Below are 20,162 nucleotides of genomic sequence, written 5' to 3'. Positions count from 1 at the left end.
CAGCCGGTCGCAAGTGGGGGCAAGTGCGGTGCAAGCGGCGCCGTCTATCTCTTGATGGGCAATCACCATCGCCACACGCAAGAGAAGGAACGACATGCGTAGCGGACTTCACGTACTGCTCGGGCTCACCGCCGCCGCGACCCTGGGACTCGGGCTCTGCGCTGCTCCGGCCTCCGCGACAGGTCAGAGGATCGCCTCGGCTCAGGCCACCTCGGCGGAGGCCGGGGTTCAGGGGACGGCCGAGGCTCGGAGCGCGGCGGCGGAGAAGTGGTCGTGGGGGCCGACGACCTCCACCGACGCCAAGGGGTGGGCCAAGGGCGAGATCCGCACCACCAGATCGGGCCTGCGGATCACCGGGAACCTGTACGACGCGGGCGGCGCGCGCACGTGCTCGTGGCTGAAGATCAAGTGGCTGACCGGTCAGGGCGGGTACCGCACCGCGACGGTCAAGAACTGCTCGCGGTCGGCGCCGCGCGCCTTCCGCGTCGACGCGGGCCACATGCTGAGTTCCCTGGCCAAGGTCTGCCGGGGCACCGCCACCCGCGTCACCGGCAAGTGCTCCCACTGGGAGGGCGTCTGGGCCCAGGGCGGCTGAGCCACTCAGCACACATCCGTTGGAGAGCCGCGCTCGGTGGGGGTGTGCGGTGACCGCGTCAGGGAGCTGGAAGGGGAGTCCATTTCGTGGGGAAATGTCGGTGCTGGGTGGCATGGTAGGAGTAACGATTCCCCTGGTAGGACGTCTGTGCGAGGGCGCGAGCACTCTTCGTAGCCCGTAGCGTTCTCCATGGGGCTGAACGATGAGGGGAGACGGCATGGCTGCCGAGGTCGAGGGCGTGCCCGTGGGCGCACTGGAGCGCCACGCCGAGCTGGCCGAGCTGGCCGAGGAGGCCAACTGGCGCTACCACGTGCTCGACGCGCCGACCGTGAGCGACGGCGAGTACGACGCGTGGATGCGCGAGCTGCGCGAGCTGGAGGAGGCGCATCCCTCCCTGCGCACGCCCGACTCCCCGACGCAGAAGGTCGGCGCGCCCATCTCCAGCGACTTCACCCCGGTCCAGCACCCGCGGCGGCTGGAGAGCCTGGACAACGCCTTCAACGACGCCGACCTCGCGGGCTGGCAGGCCAGGGCCGAGCGGCTGCTGGAGGCCGATCCCGGCCCCTACCTGTGCGAACTGAAGATCGACGGCCTGGCCATCGACCTGGTGTACGAGAAGGGCCGGCTGGTGCGCGGCGCGACCCGGGGCGACGGCCGGGTGGGCGACGACGTCACCGCCAACGTCCGGACGATCAAGAACATCCCGCACCGCCTCACCGGGGACGGCATCCCCGACCGGCTGGAGGTCCGGGGCGAGGTCTACCTCTCGGTCGAGGGCTTCCACAAGCTGAACGAGCAGCTCGTCGCGGCGGGCAAGCCGCCGTTCGCCAACCCGCGCAACTCCGGCGCCGGCTCGCTGCGGCAGAAGGACCCGCGCATCACCGCGCAGCGCGACCTGTCCATGATCTGCCACGGGGTCGGCGTCTGGGAGGGCGGCTCCCCGCGCCCGGAGGCCCAGTCGGCGATCTACGAGCGGCTCGGCGCGTTCGGGCTGCCGGTAGCCGACACCTACAAGGTCGTCGAGAGCCTCACCGAGATCAACGACTTCATCGAGTACTACCGGGAGCATCGCCACGACCCGGTGTACGAGATCGACGGCGTGGTGGTCAAGGTCGACCGCATCGAGGCGCAGCGCCAGCTCGGCTCCACCTCCCGCGCCCCCCGGTGGGCGATCGCGTTCAAGTACCCGCCCGAAGAGGTCAACACCAAGCTGCTGGACATCCAGGTCGGCGTGGGACGCACCGGCAGGGTCACGCCGTACGGGGTGATGAAGCCGGTGGTCGTCGCCGGGTCCACCGTCGAGCGGGCCACGCTGCACAACGCCTCCGAGGTCGCGCGCAAGGGCGTGCTCATCGGCGACACCGTGGTGCTGCGCAAGGCGGGCGACGTCATCCCCGAGATCGTGGGCCCCGTGGCCGCCCTGCGCGACGGCGGCGAGCGCGAGTTCGTCATGCCCACCCACTGCCCCGAGTGCGGCACCGAGCTGCGGCGGATGAAGGAGGCGGACGTCGACATCCGCTGCCCGAACGCCCAGTCCTGCCCGGCGCAGCTGCGCGAGCGCATCTTCTTCGCCGCCGGCCGCGGGGCCTTCGACATCGAGGGCCTGGGGTACGTCGCCGCGACCGCGCTCACCGCCCCGCTGCCGCCGCAGGAGCCGCCGGTGCGCACCGAGGCCGACCTGTTCGACCTGACCATCGAGCGCCTGCTGCCGATCAAGTCGGTCGTCCGCGACCAGGACACCGGCCTGCCCAAGACCGACCCCGAGACCGGCGAGCCGAAGGTCGTCACCTTCTTCGCCAACATGAACGGCGAGCCGAGCAAGAACGCCGAGCACATGCTGTCGCAGCTCCAGGTGGCCAAGGACCGGCCGCTGTGGCGGGTGCTGGTCGCGCTGTCCATCCGGCACGTCGGCCCGACGGCGGCGCAGGCCCTGGCCGCGGCCTTCCTGTCCCTCGAGCGCATCTTCGGCGCCTCGGAGGAGGAGCTCGCCGCCGTCGAGGGCGTCGGCCCGACCATCGCCGCCTCCATCCACGAGTGGTACGCCGAAGACTGGCACCGCGAGATCGTCCTGCGCTGGAAGGCGGCGGGCGTCCGCATGGAGGACGAGCCCCCGGCCGTCGAGGGCCCGCAGACCCTCGCCGGCCTCACGCTGGTGGTCACCGGCACGCTGGCCGGATACAGCCGGGATGAGGCGGGGGAGGCCATCCAGGCGCGCGGCGGCAAGGTGACCGGCTCGGTCTCCAAGAAGACCGACTTCCTGGTCGCCGGAGAGAACGCCGGCTCCAAGTACGACAAGGCCGCCAAACTGGGTGTCCAGATCCTGGACGAGGCGGCCTTCGAGACGCTCCTCGCCCAGGGCCCCGACGCCGTCCGTCCCCCACAGGAGCCGGCCGGCACCCCCGAGGATGCCACCGCCGGCGACGCTCCCGCCGACGAGGTGACAGAGGCGGCCGCCACCACGGAAGAGGTCCGCGCCGTCGAGGCCGCCGAGACGGCGGACGCCTAGGCCCTGTGGCGGGCTGTCCACGAACGTTCACCGGGCCGTCCGCCGTAACCGGCGCCGGCATCGCCGTACCACGACCCGCCGACCCGGCGCCGATGACCTCCAGCACATGGCCGGAGCGGAGATCCGTGCCCGGTGAACGTAGGTGGTCCAGGGCGGCGGACGCCCCCTTCGCCCCGCCTTGGTGGGTGTGGAACTCTCCGGGCGGGGGCGGCTCCCGTGGTCGTGCCCTCGGTCTGCGCGCGGATGTGCGGCGCCTGGTCAGGCGCCTTGGCCGGGGTGGAGCCAGCCGCGGTCGCGGGCGAGGAGGGCGATCTGGAAGCGCGTCCTCGCCCCCAGCGTCTTGGCCGCGTCGCTGATGTGCTTCTGGACCGTCCGGCGGCTCAGGTGAAGCACCCGCGCGACCGCCTCGTCCTTCATCCCCGCCGACAGCAGGAGCAGGATCTCGCGGGTCCGCTCGTCCGGGCCGCCCAGGACGGCCGCCCGGTCGGCCGCAGGGGAGGTTCGGTCGTCCGGGGCGGGAGGGCGGGGGTGGGGGCCGAGGGAGACCGGGACGGCGCGGTGCCAGATGTTCTCGAACAGGGCGGTCAGCACCTCCAGCAGCGGCGGCGAGTGCACCACGAGCGAACCGCCGGCCGGGTCGGCCCCGCCCAGAGGCATGATCGCCGCGGTGCGGTCGAACACCGCCAGCTTCATCGGCACGTCCGGGGCCAGCCGCAGTTCCCCTCCCCGGGAGGTGCCGCGCAGCGCGGTCTCCAGTGACACCGCGTCGGTGAACCCGTCGCTGTCGTAGACCGACCGCAGCCGGACCTCCTCCCCCCAGACCAGCGTGGCCGCCGGACCGGGACGTCCCTCCCCGTCGCGGGCGACGGGGACAGAGGTCACGTAGGGCGGCTTGGCCAGGTGCAGCACCTCCTCGCGGGCGGTCCTGAGCAGGTGCGCGTAACGGGTCGCGACCTCGGCGGGGGTCTCCAGGACCTCGAACAGGTCGGAGTCGACGTAGCGGTGCGCCGCGGCCCGGTAGAGCTCGTGCAGCCGTTCCATGTAGAGCTCCGCGCGGGCCAGGTCCTGGCGTCTGCGGGCCAGCAGCGACCCGAGCGAGGAGCGCGGCGGGCTCGCGCGCCAGCGCGAGGGCGGCTCCTCCACGCCGGCCCCAGCCGGTGTGCCGTCGACGCGCACCGCCAGCAGGTCGGCCTCCAGGGACGCCAGGGTGAGGCGGGTGTCCTCGGCCGTCGCGCCGACCGCCGCCGCGACGGTCCTCTCACCGGAGTCCGGATGGCCGACCAGGTATTCGAGAACCTGCCCGGCCAGGGGCGTCAGGCCGGTGCCGGCCCAGGACGCGCCGGGGGACGGGTCCATCGGGTCACTCCTCGAAGCGTGCGCGTGGCGTCGATCGTACGACCCGCCGCCCCTCTCCCCGAATCCGCCTCCGACCGAACCGATCCGAGTGACGTCTGGTGCGCGGGGGCGCGGCGGCGGTGATGGTCCGACTGGCCCGGCTTTCCGTGGAAGGCGGTCCACGTGCTGGGCGTCTCACATGGGCAGTTGCGCTAAGTGGCAGGTGCAAGGGCTTGCCCAGGGGTGGGAGCGCCGCCAGGGTGATCATGTCGATTGGTGCAAAAGCGACATTTTACCTAGTAGTAACACCCCCCGAAGGGACGAGAATGTCCGCAGGTTTCAGGCGCGTCTCAGCCGCCACAGCGGCCGCCGCGTTGCTGGCCACCGCGTTGCTGGCGTCAGGCACGCCCGCCGCGCTGGCCGAGGAGGGGCCCGGGACGGACGGTGCGGCGCACTCCGTCACGCTGGCCGACGGGTCGGTCGTCCGCTGGACCGACGACGGCACCGGCAGCCTCACCGACAAGGCGGGCAGGACCCGGGTCTTCCCGGTGCCGCAGAACTCCGGCCGCACCGGCCTGGGCGTGCCGCTCACCCCGACCGCCGCCGGTCTGCAACGCCGCGCCGACGCCGCCCGGCTGACCCCCTACACCGTGGGCGCGCCGTCCGGCCTGGCGACCTCCGCGGTGCGCCCGCGCGCCATGAACTACGGCGCGGTGGCCATCCCCGGCGCCGCCCTGTCCGCGCTCGGCCACCCCGCCGCGCGGTCCGCGACCCCGAAGGCGGCCCCGGACACGGCCCCCGACACGGCCCCGGACGCGACGCCCGACGCGAGCCCGGACGCGACGCCGGACCCGGACGCGGCTGCGACCGCGGCGCCGCCGAGTGCCGTGCCTGCCAACGAGGGGCTGACGACCTCGTTCCAGTCGTATTTGAACGCCGGTGGCGTCAACGCGGTCGGCGCCTTCCAGCACTTCGCGACCTACCTGCACGCGCTGCCCGGCAAGGGGCAGATCATCACGAACGTGTCCCTGGGCGACCTCACCGACCAGGCGATGGCCGACGCGGGCGACGACTACGTGCGCGCCTACGGCCCGACGACCGTCGTCAAGGACGGGCAGCGCTACCTCGACTACCCCTCGCTGCCGCTCATTCCGGCCTACACCGCCGACAACGACGGCCGTCTCGACCCGACCGGCGCGATCGAGGGCCAGGACCCCTACCTCGGCGAGGTCCTCATGGACTTCAGCATGATGGCGCCCCTGCCGCACGACCGGCAGCGTCCCGAGGCGACCGGCAGCGGGCCGACCGACCTGCTCGGCATCGCGCCCGGCGCCGACTACCGCCTGGTCATCCCGCAGGAGCCCTCCAGCAGGGGCATCGACGCGGCCCTGCGCGCGGCGGCGGCCCAGCGCCCGCGGCCGACCGTGATCACCGCCAGTCTGGGCTTCGGCACCGACGGGTCCATCGGCTTCCCCTCCCGCTGGCTGGAGGAGGACCCGCAGATCCGCCGGACGCTGCGCGAGATCGTGGACTCGGGCATCGTCGTGGTCGTCTCCTCCAACGACGGCACGCGGCTGGCCCTGCCCGTCTCGATCGGCCCGGACGGCGGCAGCACCCCGACCGAGGTCACCCGCAGCGCCTCCGCGCAGACGACCCTCGACGACGTGGCCGCGACCGGCACTCCCACGCTCGTGCGCGACACCGGCGTGATCTCGGCGGGCGGCACCACGGTCGACGACACCCTCACCTCGGCCGACGTCCGCACCGCCACCTATCCGGCGACCCGGTACAACGGCGCGGCGAGCTATTCTTCCGGTTTCGGCAGCCGGGTGGATCTGGCGGCGCCCGGCGACAACCTGCCGACGCTGTTCCATTCCCCCGACGGGCCGCAGGTCACGCTTAACGGCGGCACGTCCGCCTCCGCGCCGATGATCGCCGCGGCGGCGGCGAACGTCCTGTCGGCCGCGCGGGCCACCGGCCAGAAGCTCAGCCCGCGGGAGGTCCGCGACCTGCTCATCTCCACCGGCCGCCCGGTGGCCCAGCCGCCGCAGGCCGACCAGGAGCTGCACGTGGGGCCGCAGCTGGACGTGACCGCCGCCGTGGAGAAGGTGCTCGGCGGATCTCACCGCATCCCCACCGCCGCGTTGCGCCTGTCCGTCGCGCACCGGCAGCTCATCGCCACGGACGTCACCTCCTCGTTCGTCGAGGCCACCGACCCCGCCCACCTGGACCTGACCGGCCCGGCGGACTTCTGGGGCGAGTCGTCCGGCCAGAACGCGACCTCGCCGATCACCTTCGGGCTCGACATGACCGGCGGCGACGCCGATCTGACCTACCGGCTGCGCGTCGCTGACCGTGGGCGGATCGCCGCCGACGGGCCGAGCCTGCGGGTGCTCCCGGAGGAGCTTCTCGCCGCGGCGGGGCTGCCGGTGGCCGCCGACGGCGAGCGGACCGTGCCGGTGGTGTTCGAGGCGCTGCGCCACGGCAAGCCCGTCGCCGCCGTCTCGCGGAGCCTCACCTTCTCCGCCTCCGACGGCACCCGCACGGGGGCGCCCGCGCCGGTCGTGCCGGGATCAATCGCACTGGGCAAGCCCCTCACCGTGCAGTACGACCTGTCCCGCACCCGCGACCTGTCCGACGCCACGCTGGTGCTGTCCTCCGTCGGCCACTGGACGCCCCTGTCCACGACCGACAAGTTCCGCGCCCACTGGAGCACCCCGCTCGCCGGGCGCAAGGGCTCGGTGACGATCCCCGCCTCGGCCTTCGCGGCCGGCGGCGCCGGGATCTACGGCGTCGGCGTCAGCCTGAACGGCGGCGCCGTGTGGGGCGACTTCCGCGCGGTGCGCGTCGGCGAGGGCGCGGACCAGCGCCCGCAGGCGCCCCTGCTGACCGGCGGCGACGGCGAGCAGGGCCACTCGGCCCTGGTCACGCTGGCCGCGCCGAAGCTCAAGGTGTCCTGGGACGTCAAGGACGTGCGCGGCGCCGACGGCGCGGCCGTGGAGTTCCTCACCCCCGGCCCGACCCTGTACGGGTCGCTGAACACCGCGACCAACCAGAACGGCAGCGGCCCGGACGACAACGGCGTCGACCACGCCTCCACGCTGGTGCGGGCGCTGCCGTCCGCCAAGGGCACCACGGTGCTGGACCTGAACGCCCTGCGCCTGACCACCGGCACGCAGTACCCGGTGCGCGTGCTGGCGACCCGGGACGGCCGTCCGGTCGGCCAGGCGTCCCCGACGTCGTTCCTGGAGTACCGCGACGGCGAACCGGTCACGGGGGCGCTGGAGAACTTCGAGGTCACCGGCCGGACGGCGCTCATCGCCACCGACGAGTTCGCCGAGGGCGACGACGGCGGGACCCATGTGAGGACCTCGGCCACGACGCCGTACTCGCTCATCGACGGCAAGCTCGGTGCGCCGCTGCTGAGCGAGTCCGGCGGCACGCAGACGCAGTCGGTCGTGGGCTCGGACCCGGCGACCGGCCACACGCTGATCGCCCGCAGGCCGTTCGACGCCGCGGCGGCGCCCCAGCTCGACGTCCGCGACACCGCGACCGGCAAGCGCGTTCTCGCGACCACGCTCCAGGACGACACCCACGGCGAGATGACCCTCCTGGAGGGCGGCGCCGTGGACCGGGTGCGCCACCGGGCGGCCGTGACGACCTTCGACGCCCGGTCGGGCCTGGCCGAGCTGTGGCCGGTGGACATGGCGACGGGGAAGGTGGGCACGCCCATCCCGCTGAACCCGGCGAACCTCGGACGCACCTTCCGCAGCGTGTCGATCGACGCGGCCACCGGCGCCGTCTTCGCCGCCACCTCCGGCACGCAGGGCCCCTGCCTCAACACGCGGGTGCCGTTCTGGACGGTCCGGGCGGACCTGGACGCCCGCACGGTCACGCCGATCACCGACGCGCCGCGTTGCACCGCCGGGTTCTACCCCGACGGCAAGGGCGCCAAGGTGTACATGCTCGCCGGCGCCTCGACGCCCGACCGCGGGCAGTTCCCGACGAGCACCTGGACGGTCGCCGACCAGGCCACGCTCACCGGCCCGGCGCCCGCGGACCTCGGCACCCACGGCCCGGCGTGGGCGGCGCTGGACGACCTCAACCACGTCGCGGTGATCGCGCACCTGTACGAGGCGGGCACGACCGGGGACAACAACGCCCTGAGCGAGATCACCGTCATCGAGCCGGACACCGGGAAGGTCCTGGCACGGCACCCGGTGGTGAACCTGGTCAACTCGACCATCGCCACGTCGAACATCAGCCCGGACAGCAGGCAGGGGCTGTACCTGGACCCGGCGAGCCGGACCGGGTACGTGGTCAACCCCTGGGCCGACGGGCTGCAGCGCTTCCGGTACTGACGCCGCGCCGCGGGCGCGCGCGTCCGTCCAGGGCCGGCCGGCCAGGCCATACGGCACGGCCCGACCAGCGAACCCGTCCGGCCGAGCCCGGATAGGGTCCGCTACCCGAAGGCCCGTCACCGCACCGGTGGCGGGCCTTCGCCCATTGCCGCCGGCGCCCGTACTCGGAGGGTGACATCTCCTGCGCAAGTTCGGCGGTCGGTCCGGGGAGGAGCGACGGGGGGATCGGACCGGTTCCCGCCGGTCACCGGGCGGACGATCTCCGCCGCATGACGGCATCGATCCTGGAAAAATACCCCTAGAAGATTATTTCAATAAGTTTCAGTCATCCGGCATCCATGCCCCAGACGAAGCAGAACCGCCGTATGCCGGAAATAACCGGTAACGGAACGTGCCCAACCGGTTTCGCGAAGTGGCCCAGAGGTCGTACCCTCCCATAGTGACCTCTTGGGGGTTTACTTGCTTATGACGGATCCATCCGACACGAGGGACACGCCGCCGCGTCCCTTCTCCCCGCTGTGGACCTACCTCACGGGGGTCGTCGCCACGGGCCTGGCGGCGCTGCTCACCGCCGAGATCAGGCTCGGCCTCGGCGATCTCGCCGACCTGGCGCGAACCTCGCTGTTCTGGGTGCTCATCGTCCTGGTCGTGCTCGGAGAGCTCCGGCCGATCGTGGTCTCCTCCTCGCGGCTGGCCGGGGGCACGGCCACCTCGACGCTGTTCACCTTCGCCGTGCTGCTCTACCACGGGCTGTCGGTGGCCGTGCTGGTCCACTCCCTGGCGCTGGTCGTCAGCGGCCTGGTCCACCGCAGGGCCTGGCACCGGGTGCTGTTCAACGTCTCCCAGGTGACCCTGGCCACGACGGCGGCGGCCGTGGTGCTCGCCGCGTTCGGCCACCATCCCCACCCGGCGGCGCCCTGGGTGCCGGAGGGCACCGACATCGCCGCGGTCGCGCTCGCGGCGGTGGCGTACTTCGTGGTGCGCGGGCTGCTGGTCTGCGGGGCGGTGGCGCTGCACGAGCGCCGGTCGCTGCCGCGGGTGATCCGCACGAGCATCGGCCACCAGAGCCTGGTCTACGCCGCGCTCCTCGGGCTCGCCCCGCTGGTCGTCGTCGTCATGAGCCGCTCCCCGGCGCTGACCCCGCTGTTCGTCGCGCCCCTCGCCGCCCTGTACTTCACCGCCTCGCTGTCGGTGCGCCGCGACCACCAGGCCATGCACGACGGCCTGACGTCCCTGCCCAACCGCAAACTGCTGATCGTGCGCACCGAGGAGGCGCTGGCCGAGGCCCGCGAGGACGTCCGGGTCGGCCTGCTGCTGCTCGACCTCGACCGGTTCAAGGAGGTCAACGACACCCTCGGTCACCCGGTCGGCGACCGGCTGCTGCAGATCGTCGCGCACCGCCTCACCCACAGCGTGCGGCCGGGCGACGTCGTCGCGCGGCTCGGCGGGGACGAGTTCGCCGTGCTCCTGCCGACGGTCCGCGACGCCACGGCAGCTCGCGAGGTGGCGGCGCGGCTGCGGGTGGCGCTCACCGAACCGGTCCGGCTGGAGGGCATGACCTTCGACCTGGACGCCTCGATCGGCATCGCGCTGTACCCCGACCACGCCCCCGACTTCGAGCTGCTGCTGCAGCGCTCCGACGTCGCGATGTACTTCGCCAAGGAGGGCCGCACCGGCGTCGAGGTCTACCTGGCCGAGAAGGACCGCAACTCGCCCGAGCGGCTGAACCTGCTCGGCGACCTGCGCCGCGCCATCGGCCGCGGCGAACTGGAGCTGCATTACCAGCCCAAGGTCGGCCTCGCCTCGGGCATGGTGGAGGGCGTCGAGGCGCTGCTGCGGTGGTGGCATCCCGAGCGCGGCCCGATCCTGCCCGACGACTTCATCCCGCTGGCCGAGCAGTCGTACCTGATGCGGCAGATCACCCAGTACGTCATCGACACCGCGATGGAGCAGGCGGCCCACTGGTGGCACGCGGGCATCCAGGTGCCCGTGTCGGTCAACGTGTCGGCCCGCGACCTGCTCGACGCGACCCTGCCCGACCTGATCGAGGCCGGACTCGACCGCCTGGACCTGCCGCCGCGCGCCATCCAGCTCGAGGTGACCGAGCGCATCCTGATGACCGACCAGGCCTACACCGCCGACTCGGTGCACGCCCTGGTGGAGCTCGGCATCCCGCTGGCCCTGGACGACTTCGGCACCGGGTACTCCTCGCTGGTGCGCCTCCAGCGGCTGCCGGTGTGCGAGGTCAAGATCGACGGCTCGTTCGTGCAGCGGCTCGGCAAGACCGTGGACGACGAGCGCATCGTCCGCTCGATCGTCGACCTGGTGCGCTCGCTCGGGCTGCGGTCGGTGGCCGAGGGCGTCGAGAGCGACGAGGTGGCCCAGCGCCTGCAGGACATGGGCTGCGACGCCGCCCAGGGATGGCGGTTCGCCGAGCCGATGCCGGCGGGGGAGATGACCGACTGGCTGGGCGAGCGGGTGGGCGCGCCGTCCTACGGCCGCTGCGGCACGCGCGGGGTGACGGCCCTGTAGGGCCCGGGGCCGCCGGACCGGTGATCACCGGCGGTCATGGCCCGGAGAACCATGCTTAATGGTTCGGCCACGTTCGGTCACGCGCCCTAGGATGACACTGTCCGATTGCCATCCATGAAACGGGTTAACGACTCATGTCCGCCATAACCCGCGACGAGGTCGCGCACCTCGCCCGGCTGTCCCGGCTGGCGCTGTCCGATGACGAGCTCGACCACTACGCCACCCAGCTCGATGACATCATCGGCGCGGTCGCGCGCGTCTCCGAGGTCGCCACCGACGACATCCCGCCGTCGTCGCACGCGTTGCCGCTCACGAACGTCTACCGTCCCGACGAGGTGCGCCGGTGCCTGACCCCCGAGGAGGCCCTGGCGGCCGCCCCGGCGGTCGAGGACGACCGCTTCCGCGTCCCGCGCATCCTCGGGGAGGAGGCATGAGCCTGACCCGCAAGACCGCCGCCGAGCTGGGCGCCCTGATCGCCTCCGGCGAGGTCTCGGCCGTCGAGGTCACCCAGGCCCACCTCGACCGCATCGCCGAGGTCGACCCGCAGGTCAACGCGTTCCTGCACGTGGCGACCGAGTCGGCGCTGGCGCAGGCCCGTTCGGTGGACGAACGCCGCGCCGCCGGCGAGCCCCTCGGGCCGCTCGCGGGCGTACCGATCGCGCACAAGGACGTCTTCACCACCAAGGACATGCCCACCACGGCCGGGTCCAAGATCCTAGAGGGCTACCGCCCGCCCTACGACGCCACCGTCACCGCGCGGCTGCGCGAGGCGGGTCTGGTCATCCTGGGCAAGACCAACCTCGACGAGTTCGCGATGGGCTCCTCCACCGAGAACTCCGCCTACGGCCCGACGCGCAACCCCTGGGATCTCGGCCGCATCCCCGGCGGCTCCTCGGGCGGCTCCAGCGCGGCCGTCGCCTCCTACCAGGCGCCCCTGTCGACCGGCACCGACACCGGCGGCTCGATCCGCCAGCCGGCGGCCGTCACGGGCATCGTCGGCATGAAGCCCACCTACGGCGGCTCCTCGCGGTACGGGCTGATCGCCTTCGCCTCCTCGCTGGACACCCCCGGCCCGTTCGCGCGCAACGTGCTCGACGCCGCGCTGCTGCACGAGGCCTTCTCCGGCCACGACAGCATGGACTCCACCTCCATCCACGAGGAGGTGCCGCCGGTCGTCGAGGCCGCCCGCCGCGGCGACGTCGCCGGCCTGCGCGTCGGCGTGGTCAAGGAGTTCGGCGGCGAGGGCTACCAGCCGGGCGTGATCGCCCGCTTCCGCGAGGCCGTCGACCTGCTCGAGTCCCTCGGCGCCAAGATCGTCGAGGTCTCCTGCCCGAGCTTCGGCTACGCCCTCCCGGCCTACTACCTGATCGCCCCCTCCGAGTGCTCGTCCAACCTGGCCAGGTTCGACGGCATGCGCTATGGGCTGCGTGTCGGCGACGACGGCACCCGCAGCGCCGAGGACGTCATGGCGCTCACCCGCGCCGCCGGGTTCGGCCCCGAGGTCAAGCGGCGCATCATGCTCGGCACCTACGCGCTGTCCAGCGGGTACTACGACGCCTATTACGGCTCGGCGCAGAAGGTCCGCACGCTCATCGCGCGCGACTTCGAGGCGGCCTTCCACCAGGTGGACGTCCTGGTCTCGCCGACCACGCCCACCACCGCCTTCCCGATCGGCGAGCGCGCCGACGACCCGATGGCGATGTACCTCGCCGACCTGTGCACGATCCCGGCCAACCTGTCGGGCAACGCCGCCATCTCGGTGCCCTGCGGTCTGGCCGACGAGGACGGCATGCCGGTCGGCCTGCAGATCATGGCCCCCGTGCTCGGCGACGACCGTTGCTACCGGGTGGGCGCCGCCGTCGAGAAGGCCTTTGAGGACCGCTGGGGCGGCCCGCTGCTGAAGGAGGCTCCGTCCCTGTGACCACCACCCACTCCGTCATGCCGTTCGACGAGGCGCTGGAGCGTTTCGAGCCGGTGCTGGGCCTTGAGACCCACGTCGAGCTCGGCACGGCGTCGAAGATGTTCTGCGGGTGCTCCACCGCCTTCGGCGCGCCGCCCAACACCCATGTCTGCCCGGTGTGCCTGGCGCTGCCCGGCGCGCTGCCCGTGGCCAACGACAAGGCAATCGAGTCGACGATCCGCATCGGCCTGGCGCTGAACTGCACGATCGCTGAATGGTGCCGCTTCGCCCGGAAGAATTACTTCTATCCGGATATGCCGAAGAACTACCAGATCAGCCAGTACGACGAGCCGCTGTGCAGCAACGGCTACCTCGACGTCGAGGTGGGCGGCGAGACCGTCCGCATCGAGATCGAGCGGGTCCACCTGGAGGAGGACACCGGCAAGTCCACGCACGTGGGCGGCGCGACCGGCCGCATCCACGGCGCCGACTACTCGATCGTCGACTACAACCGCGCCGGCATCCCGCTGGTCGAGATCGTCACCAAGCCCATCCCGGGCACCGAGAAGCTCGCGCCCGAGGTCGCCCGCGCGTACGTCACCGAACTGCGCGAGGTCATGCGCACGCTCGGCGTGTCCGACGTCCGCATGGAGGAAGGCTCCCTGCGGTGCGACGTGAACGTCTCGCTGATGCCGCGCGGCGCCGGCGAGTGGGGCACCCGCACCGAGACCAAGAACGTCAACTCGCTGCGCAGCGTCGAGCGGGCGGTGCGCGGTGAGATCGAGCGGCAGGCGGCGATCCTCGCCGACGGCGGCAAGATCGTTCAGGAGACCCGCCACTTCCACGAGGACACCGGCGCCACCACCTCTGGCCGGTCCAAGGAGGAGGCGCAGGACTACCGCTACTTCCCCGAGCCCGACCTGCTGCCCATCGCGCCGAGCCCCGAGTGGATCGCCGAGCTGCGCGCCGAGCTCCCTGAGCTGCCCACGGCGCGGCGCAGGCGGCTGCAGGCCGAGTGGGGCGTCTCCGACCTGGACATGGCGGCCATGCACAACGCCGACGCCTTCGGCCTGGTCGAGGCGACCGTCAAGGCGGGGGTGCCCGCGGCCGACGCGCGCAAGTGGTGGATGGGCGAGCTGGCGCGGCGCGCCAACGAGTCCGGCACGCCCCTGGCCGAACTGCCGATCACGCCGGAGCAGATCGCCCGGGTGGTCGAGCTGGTGGCCTCCGGCGCGCTGAACGACAAGCTGGCCCGGCAGGTGCTCGAGGGCGTGCTGGCCGGCGAGGGCTCCCCGGACGAGGTGGTCGAGGCTCGCGGCCTGCGCATCGTCAGCGACGAGGGCGAGCTGTCCTCGATCATCGACCAGGTGCTGTCCGCCAACGCCGACGCGGCGGACAAGGTGCGCTCGGGCAAGATCGCCGCGGTGGGCGCGCTGGTGGGCGGCGTGATGAAGGCCAGCCGCGGCAAGGCGGACGCCGGCCGTGCCCGTGAGCTGATCCTGGAGAAGCTCGGCGTCTCCGAGTAGCGCCGGGCACCGAACCGTCCGTTGGTGTGCGTGTGGGTCTCGCGGAAATCGTCCGCGAGACCCGTCCGCCTTATGTGAGGCGAACCTAGCTTCCGTACTTAGTACGCTATTCACCTATAAATTGCTCATACCTGGGACTGGATTCATCCAGCGATGTTGAAGAATTTGTCAGTGGTGTTGGTTTAGGGTGATGCGGGGGATTCGGTACGGAGTGGGAGGAGGACGGAGGCGTGCGGAACGCCGGAGCGTCCATCGACCCGCCTCCCGACCCGTTCGCGGCGGTCCGGCCTGACTCACCCGTCGCGCTTCCGGCCGACCGGCAACTCGCCAAGGACACCGGCCAGCAGAAGGACTCCGCCGCAGGCCACGCGTCCGGAACGCGCAGGAAGCTGCCGCGCGGGGTCTCACCGCTGCCGCCCGGCGTGTCTCCCGAGATCTTCGTCAACACCCCGCCGCCGTCGGGTGCTCCTTCCAGCCCGCCGGTGACCCTGCCGCCGCCCGCCGGCCCACCCGAGCCGTGGCCGATGACGGCCGGCGTGCGGGTGCGCCGCCCGGAGGACGAGCCCAAGCCCGAGCCGGCGGACCTGGACGACCCTGAACCGTCCGTGCGGCGGAATGGGCTGCGGCGCGTCCTGCTGGCCGTGGGAGCGCTCACACTCCTCTTCCTGCTCGGCTACGGCGTCCCCGCCACGTTGATCTGGGGGAAGGTGCCGCCGGGAACGCACGTCAAAGACGTGCGCATCGGCGGCCTGAACGCCACCCAGGCGCTCGACCGCCTGCACGAGCGGTTCGACGGCAACGACCAGCAGGCCCTCGTCCTCATGCTGGACGGGCGGCGCGTCGGAGTGCTGGACCCGCGCGACGCCGGGCTCACGATCGACGTCGAAGCCACGATCGCCGACGCCGAGACCGGCTTCCCCAGCCCCATCGCCGTCTGGCAGTCCTTCACCGGCGAACGCGAGCTGCCGCTGCGCATCTCGCTCAACCAGACCAAGTTCGCCGACCGCCTCCGCCGGATCGCCGCGGACGTCGGCCGTCCCGCCCAGGAGGGCGCGATCGTCTACAACGGCACCATGCCGGAGCTGCGCACCCCCAAGGAAGGGCAGGTCCTGGATGAGGCGGCCACCGCCAAGGCGATCAGGCGGGCGTTTCTGGACGCCCCGTCCCCGGTGCCGCTGTCGGTGGACCTCGTCCAGCCCAAGGCGGGCATCCAGGCCTTCGACGGGGCGCTCGCGGTCGCCCGGCGCGCGGTGGCCGAGCCGATCACGCTGGTCAACGGCGGCAGGCGCGCCCACCTCACCCCCAAGCTGATCGCCGCCCACCTGACCTTCACCCCCGACCAGGCCGGCGTCGTCCGCCCCGTCTTCGACGCGCACAAGGCGGTCGCCGGGCTGGAGACCAAGCTGGTCGGCATGGCCGCGGCGCCTCGCGAGGCCGGGTTCGTCATCGAGAACCAGCGGCCCAAGCTGGTGCACGCCCGCACGGGCAAGGGGGTCGACAGCGCCAAGCTGGCCGACGCGGTGGGCAAGGTGATCACCGTCGGCGGGGCGCGCACCATCCCGGTGTCCCTGGCCATCACCGAGCCCACGCTCAGCGACGCGGAGGCCGTGAGGCTCGGGGTGAAGGAGCAGATCGCGCAGTCCACCACGACCTACCCGTGCTGCGCCGCCAGGGTGACCAACATCCACAAGGCGGCCGACCTGGTGGACGGCATGATCGTGCGGCCGGGGCAGGTCTTCTCGCTGAACGAGGCCATCGGCGACCCGGCCACCCGCGGCTTCGTCCGTGCCCAGTCCGTCGGAGGCGACCGCCTGGTCATCGCGACGGGCGGCGGCATGTCGCAGTTCGCGACGACCCTGTACGACGCGGCCTTCCTCGCCGGGATGGAGGAGGTCGCCCGCACCCCCTATCCGTTCTACGTGACGCGTTACCCGATGGGCCGCGAGGCGTCGGTGAACTACCCCGACGAGGACCTGCGGTGGCGCAATGTCACCGAGTACGGCGTGCTGGTCAAGGCGTCCTACACCGGCACGGCGCTGACGGTGTCGCTGTGGAGCACCAGGAAGTACGACCGCATCGCCATCGAGACCTCGCAGCGCGCCAACCCCGGCCAGCCGGAGACCAGGACCGTCACCGACCCCGACTGCATCCCCATGGAGGGCATCCCCGGCTACACCGTCACGGTCACCCGGGTCTTCCACAAGGACGGCAAGATCGTCAAGAAGGACCGCCCGCGGACGACGGTGTACGAGGCCGCGCCGAAGGTGATCTGCCGGCCGGAGCAGCCGAGCGGTCCCGAACGGCAGAACGACTCCACCGTCCAGTCGGAGCCCTCCGGTCAGGACCTCGACGGCTCGGCCAAGCAGCGCCGCAACGGCGGCAAGAAGCAGTCGGAGCCCAGCACGCCCGTCACCTCCGACAACAACGGCAACGGCCACAAGAACACCACGCCGAACGGCAACGCCAACCCGAACGGGAACGGCCGCAGGAACACCACGCCCAACGGCAACGGGAACGGCAACGGGAACGGGAACGGCAACGGCAACGGGAACGGGAACGGGAACGGCAATGGGAACGGGAACGGGAACGGCCGGTCGAGCAGCAGCGGGAGCGACGGCAATGGGAACGACGCCGCGGGGACGACCGGAAGCGACTGACGCCGTCACCGGCATCGTCGCCTGGAGCGGCTCCGGCCGGTGAGGCCGTCCTGACCCGGGCGTCCATCTCGGGCCGACCGGCGCCGGGCTCGGGCCCGTCCCCGCACAGGCCGGGCCGGGCTCGGGCCGGGAAAGGCCAGGGCCGGGCTCCGGTCCGCGGAGGGTTCGGGGTCAGCGGAGCGGGATGACCAGGATGCGGTCCTCGCCGCCTGTGGAAGGGGCGTGGCCGTCCTTGTTGCTGGTGCTGACATAGAGCGAGGAGCCGTCGGGGGTGGCGGCCACGGCGCGCAGGCGGCCGTACTTTCCCGTGTAGTGGGCGATGGGCTTGCCCACGCGGCCGACGCCGATCACCGGCACCTGCCACAGCCGCGTCCCGCGCAGGGCGGCGATCCACAGGGAGCCCTTCGCGTAGGCCATCCCCGAGGGCGATGCCTCGGCGGGAGACCAGGTGAGCAGCGGGTCGGTGTAACCGTCTCCGCCGCCGAAGCCCTCGACCCCCGGCCAGCCGTAGTTCCCGCCCTTCTTGATCAGGTTGACCTCGTCATAGGTGTTCTGGCCGAACTCCGAGGCGTACATGCGCTCGTCCGGGTCCCAGGCGACGCCTTGGACGTTGCGGTGCCCGTAGCTCCAGATCACGTTCTCGAACGGGTTGCCCGGTGCGGGCTTGCCGTCGACGGTCATCCGCAGGATCTTGCCGCCCAGCGTGCCGAGCGCCTGGGCCAAGGGACGCTCGCCGGTCTCGCCGGTCGTGGCGTACAGGTACCCGTCGGGCCCGAACGCGAGCCGCCCGCCGTTGTGGATGGCGCCCTTGGGGATGCCGCTGAGGATCGTCACCGGGTCGCTCAGGCGGTGCTGGTAGCGGTAGCGCACGATGCGGTTCTCGGTGGCGGCCGTGTAGTAGACGAAGACGTAGTGGTCCTGCGCGAACCGGGGGGAGACGGCGACGCCGAGCGAGCCGCCCTCCCCGCTCGGGGACACGCCTTCGATCACCCCGGCTTCGCTCACCTCGCCGGAGGGGGACACGCGCAGCAGTCGCGGGGAGCCGCGCTCGGTGACCAGAGCGTCGCCGCCGGGCAGGAAGGCGATGGCCCAGGGCACGGCCAGACCTCCCACGAGCGTGCGAGGGGTGCCGGGCGTCGCCACCTTGGCGGGGGACTCCGTCGCGCCGGAGGACGGGGCGGTGCCGGAGGACGGGGCCGTGCCGGAGGACGGGGCCGCAGTCCCGGCGCCGGTCGGCGGGACGGAGGAGCCGTCGCCGTCCGCGCGCTCCGCCTTCCCGGGCGCGCACCCCGCCAGCAGCACGGCGGCGGTCGCGGCGGCGAGCACCCGCCGCACCGCGTGCGCCCTGCTCAGGCCCGGCGCGCGGGGCGCCGTCCTCGGGCCGGCCGGTGGGAGCGGGCGGGCGGCCGGCGCGGTCCGGGCGACGGCGGGTGCGGGCGGGCTGACAGCCGGGGTGGGCGTGGTGGGCGAAGAGACGGGCGGGGGGATGGGTGGGGCGGGGTGCCGGTGGTCGCGTGCGGTGCCGGCGTGCGGTGATCCGTCGGGCATCAAGAACCTCCTCCGTCACTCCATACTGACGTCCCGCAGGCGAGGTTCCCGCCCCCGGCGGGGGGTCGTTAGGGTTGATGGTCATGAAGATTTGGGCTCCCTCGCAGGCCATCGTCGATGTCTTGACCGATCTGCCGGATGTGGAATGCGTCCTGTACGACGGAGGCGAGCGGCCGCCCGAGAACGCCGAGGACGTCGAGGTGTGGATCCCCCCGCTCATCCCGCCCCGCACGACCGCCGAACTGCTCGGCCGGATGCCCAAGCTGCGCCTGCTGCAGACGGTGACGGCCGGCGTCGAGACCTACCGCCCCCACCTGCCCGACGGCGTGATCCTGTGCAACGCGCGGGGCGTCCACGACGCGGGCACCGCCGAGTGGGCGGTCGGCGCGATGATCTCTGTGCTGCGCGACTTCCCGGCCTTCGCCGGCGCCCAGCAGCGCGGGGAGTGGACCTACCACCACACCGGCGTGCTGGCCGACGCCACCGTGCTCATCATCGGGTACGGCTCGATCGGCCAGGCGCTGGAACGCCGCCTGGACGGGTTCGAGGTGGAGGTCGTGCGGGTGGCGCGCACCGCGCGCGACGGCGTGCACGGCGAGGACGAGCTGCCGCGGTTGCTGCCCGAGGCCGATGTCGTGGTGCTGCTGGTGCCGCAGACCCCGGACACCGCGCGCATGGTGGACGCCGCCTTCCTCGCCATGATGAAGGACGGGGCGGTGCTGGTGAACGCCGCGCGCGGCTCGGTGGTGGACACCGACGCGCTCGTCGCCGAGCTCGGCGCCGGCCGGCTCAGGGCCGCCCTGGACGTGACCGACCCCGAGCCCCTGCCCAAGGACCACCCGCTGTGGACGGCGCCGGGGGTCTTCATCACCCCGCACGTGGCCGGCAGCACCCCGGCGTCGCTGCGGCGGACGTTGAAACTCATGCGATCTCAGATGCTGAGATACCTGTCCGGGGAACCGCTGAACAACGTGATCACGGGGTCGTACTGAACGGCTTGACTCTCGTTTCTGACTCGTAACGATAGGAAAGCAAACCCAAGCCGTGGCTGCCTCGTGACCTCCGATGCGTACGGTGAGTCTCACCGCGCCACCGTTCCTGACAGCGAGCAAGGCGGTTATCAGATCGGTGACGACTGAGCGGTTGTCGCCTCCTCCGCCACCGGGCGGGCGCGACACTGGCCACGTGACAGGGATGAGCCG

Annotated in this window: 11 protein-coding genes; 9 read left to right on the top strand and 2 right to left on the bottom strand. The window is 72.3% G+C overall.

The annotated features are described in order from the left end of the window. Positions 1–94: 94 nt before the first annotated feature. Together ACWEN6_RS23150 and ligA are read left to right on the top strand one after the other, a co-directional pair. Complete coding sequence (locus tag ACWEN6_RS23150) at positions 95–595, top strand: hypothetical protein (protein ID WP_452572673.1); 501 nt, start codon at positions 95–97, stop codon at positions 593–595. A gap of 217 nt (positions 596–812) precedes the next feature. Beyond that, positions 813–3,101 carry an NAD-dependent DNA ligase LigA gene (gene ligA / locus ACWEN6_RS23145; RefSeq protein ID WP_452572671.1) on the top strand — a complete coding sequence of 763 codons (2,289 nt, stop codon included), beginning with the start codon at positions 813–815 and terminating at the stop codon, positions 3,099–3,101. A 258-nt stretch (positions 3,102–3,359) separates the two neighbouring features. On the opposite strand, the gene ACWEN6_RS23140 is transcribed toward ligA, so the two are convergent. Further along, complete coding sequence (locus tag ACWEN6_RS23140) at positions 3,360–4,457, bottom strand: LuxR C-terminal-related transcriptional regulator (protein ID WP_452572669.1); 1,098 nt, start codon at positions 4,455–4,457, stop codon at positions 3,360–3,362. 305 nt (positions 4,458–4,762) lie between these two features. Between ACWEN6_RS23140 and ACWEN6_RS23135 the strand changes: the two genes are divergently transcribed. From ACWEN6_RS23135 to ACWEN6_RS23110, 6 genes are all read left to right on the top strand, one after another. Then, complete coding sequence (locus ACWEN6_RS23135; RefSeq protein ID WP_452572667.1) at positions 4,763–8,797, top strand: S8 family serine peptidase; 4,035 nt, start codon at positions 4,763–4,765, stop codon at positions 8,795–8,797. 465 nt (positions 8,798–9,262) lie between these two features. Beyond that, positions 9,263–11,329, top strand: a complete 2,067-nt coding sequence (locus tag ACWEN6_RS23130) for a putative bifunctional diguanylate cyclase/phosphodiesterase (RefSeq protein WP_452572665.1) — start codon at positions 9,263–9,265, stop codon at positions 11,327–11,329. A 134-nt stretch (positions 11,330–11,463) separates the two neighbouring features. Further along, the gene (gene gatC / locus ACWEN6_RS23125) at positions 11,464–11,763 is read left to right on the top strand and encodes an Asp-tRNA(Asn)/Glu-tRNA(Gln) amidotransferase subunit GatC (protein WP_354847287.1); all 300 of its coding nucleotides are present in this window, start codon (positions 11,464–11,466) and stop codon (positions 11,761–11,763) included. After that, positions 11,760–13,250, top strand: coding sequence for an Asp-tRNA(Asn)/Glu-tRNA(Gln) amidotransferase subunit GatA (gene gatA / locus ACWEN6_RS23120; protein WP_380829433.1), 1,491 nt, complete (start codon positions 11,760–11,762; stop codon positions 13,248–13,250). Before gatC ends, gatA begins: the two co-directional genes overlap by 4 nt. Beyond that, positions 13,247–14,755: an Asp-tRNA(Asn)/Glu-tRNA(Gln) amidotransferase subunit GatB gene (gene gatB, locus ACWEN6_RS23115; RefSeq protein ID WP_452572663.1), complete on the top strand. Its 1,509-nt coding sequence runs from the start codon at positions 13,247–13,249 to the stop codon at positions 14,753–14,755. The genes gatA and gatB overlap by 4 nt, the downstream gene beginning before the upstream one ends. 230 nt (positions 14,756–14,985) lie before the next feature. After that, the gene (locus tag ACWEN6_RS23110) at positions 14,986–17,412 is read left to right on the top strand and encodes a VanW family protein (protein ID WP_452572661.1); all 2,427 of its coding nucleotides are present in this window, start codon (positions 14,986–14,988) and stop codon (positions 17,410–17,412) included. A 171-nt stretch (positions 17,413–17,583) separates the two neighbouring features. On the opposite strand, the gene ACWEN6_RS23105 is transcribed toward ACWEN6_RS23110, so the two are convergent. Further along, positions 17,584–18,960 carry a PQQ-dependent sugar dehydrogenase gene (locus tag ACWEN6_RS23105; protein ID WP_452572659.1) on the bottom strand — a complete coding sequence of 459 codons (1,377 nt, stop codon included), beginning with the start codon at positions 18,958–18,960 and terminating at the stop codon, positions 17,584–17,586. A gap of 83 nt (positions 18,961–19,043) precedes the next feature. Here ACWEN6_RS23105 and ACWEN6_RS23100 point away from each other — a divergent pair, with 83 nt between their 5' ends. Continuing rightward, positions 19,044–19,952, top strand: a complete 909-nt coding sequence (locus tag ACWEN6_RS23100; protein ID WP_452572657.1) for a 2-hydroxyacid dehydrogenase — start codon at positions 19,044–19,046, stop codon at positions 19,950–19,952. Positions 19,953–20,162: the final 210 nt, after the last annotated feature.

The organism is Sphaerisporangium sp. NPDC004334, from assembly GCF_053602655.1.
This window is presented reverse-complemented; position numbering and strand designations above follow the sequence as displayed.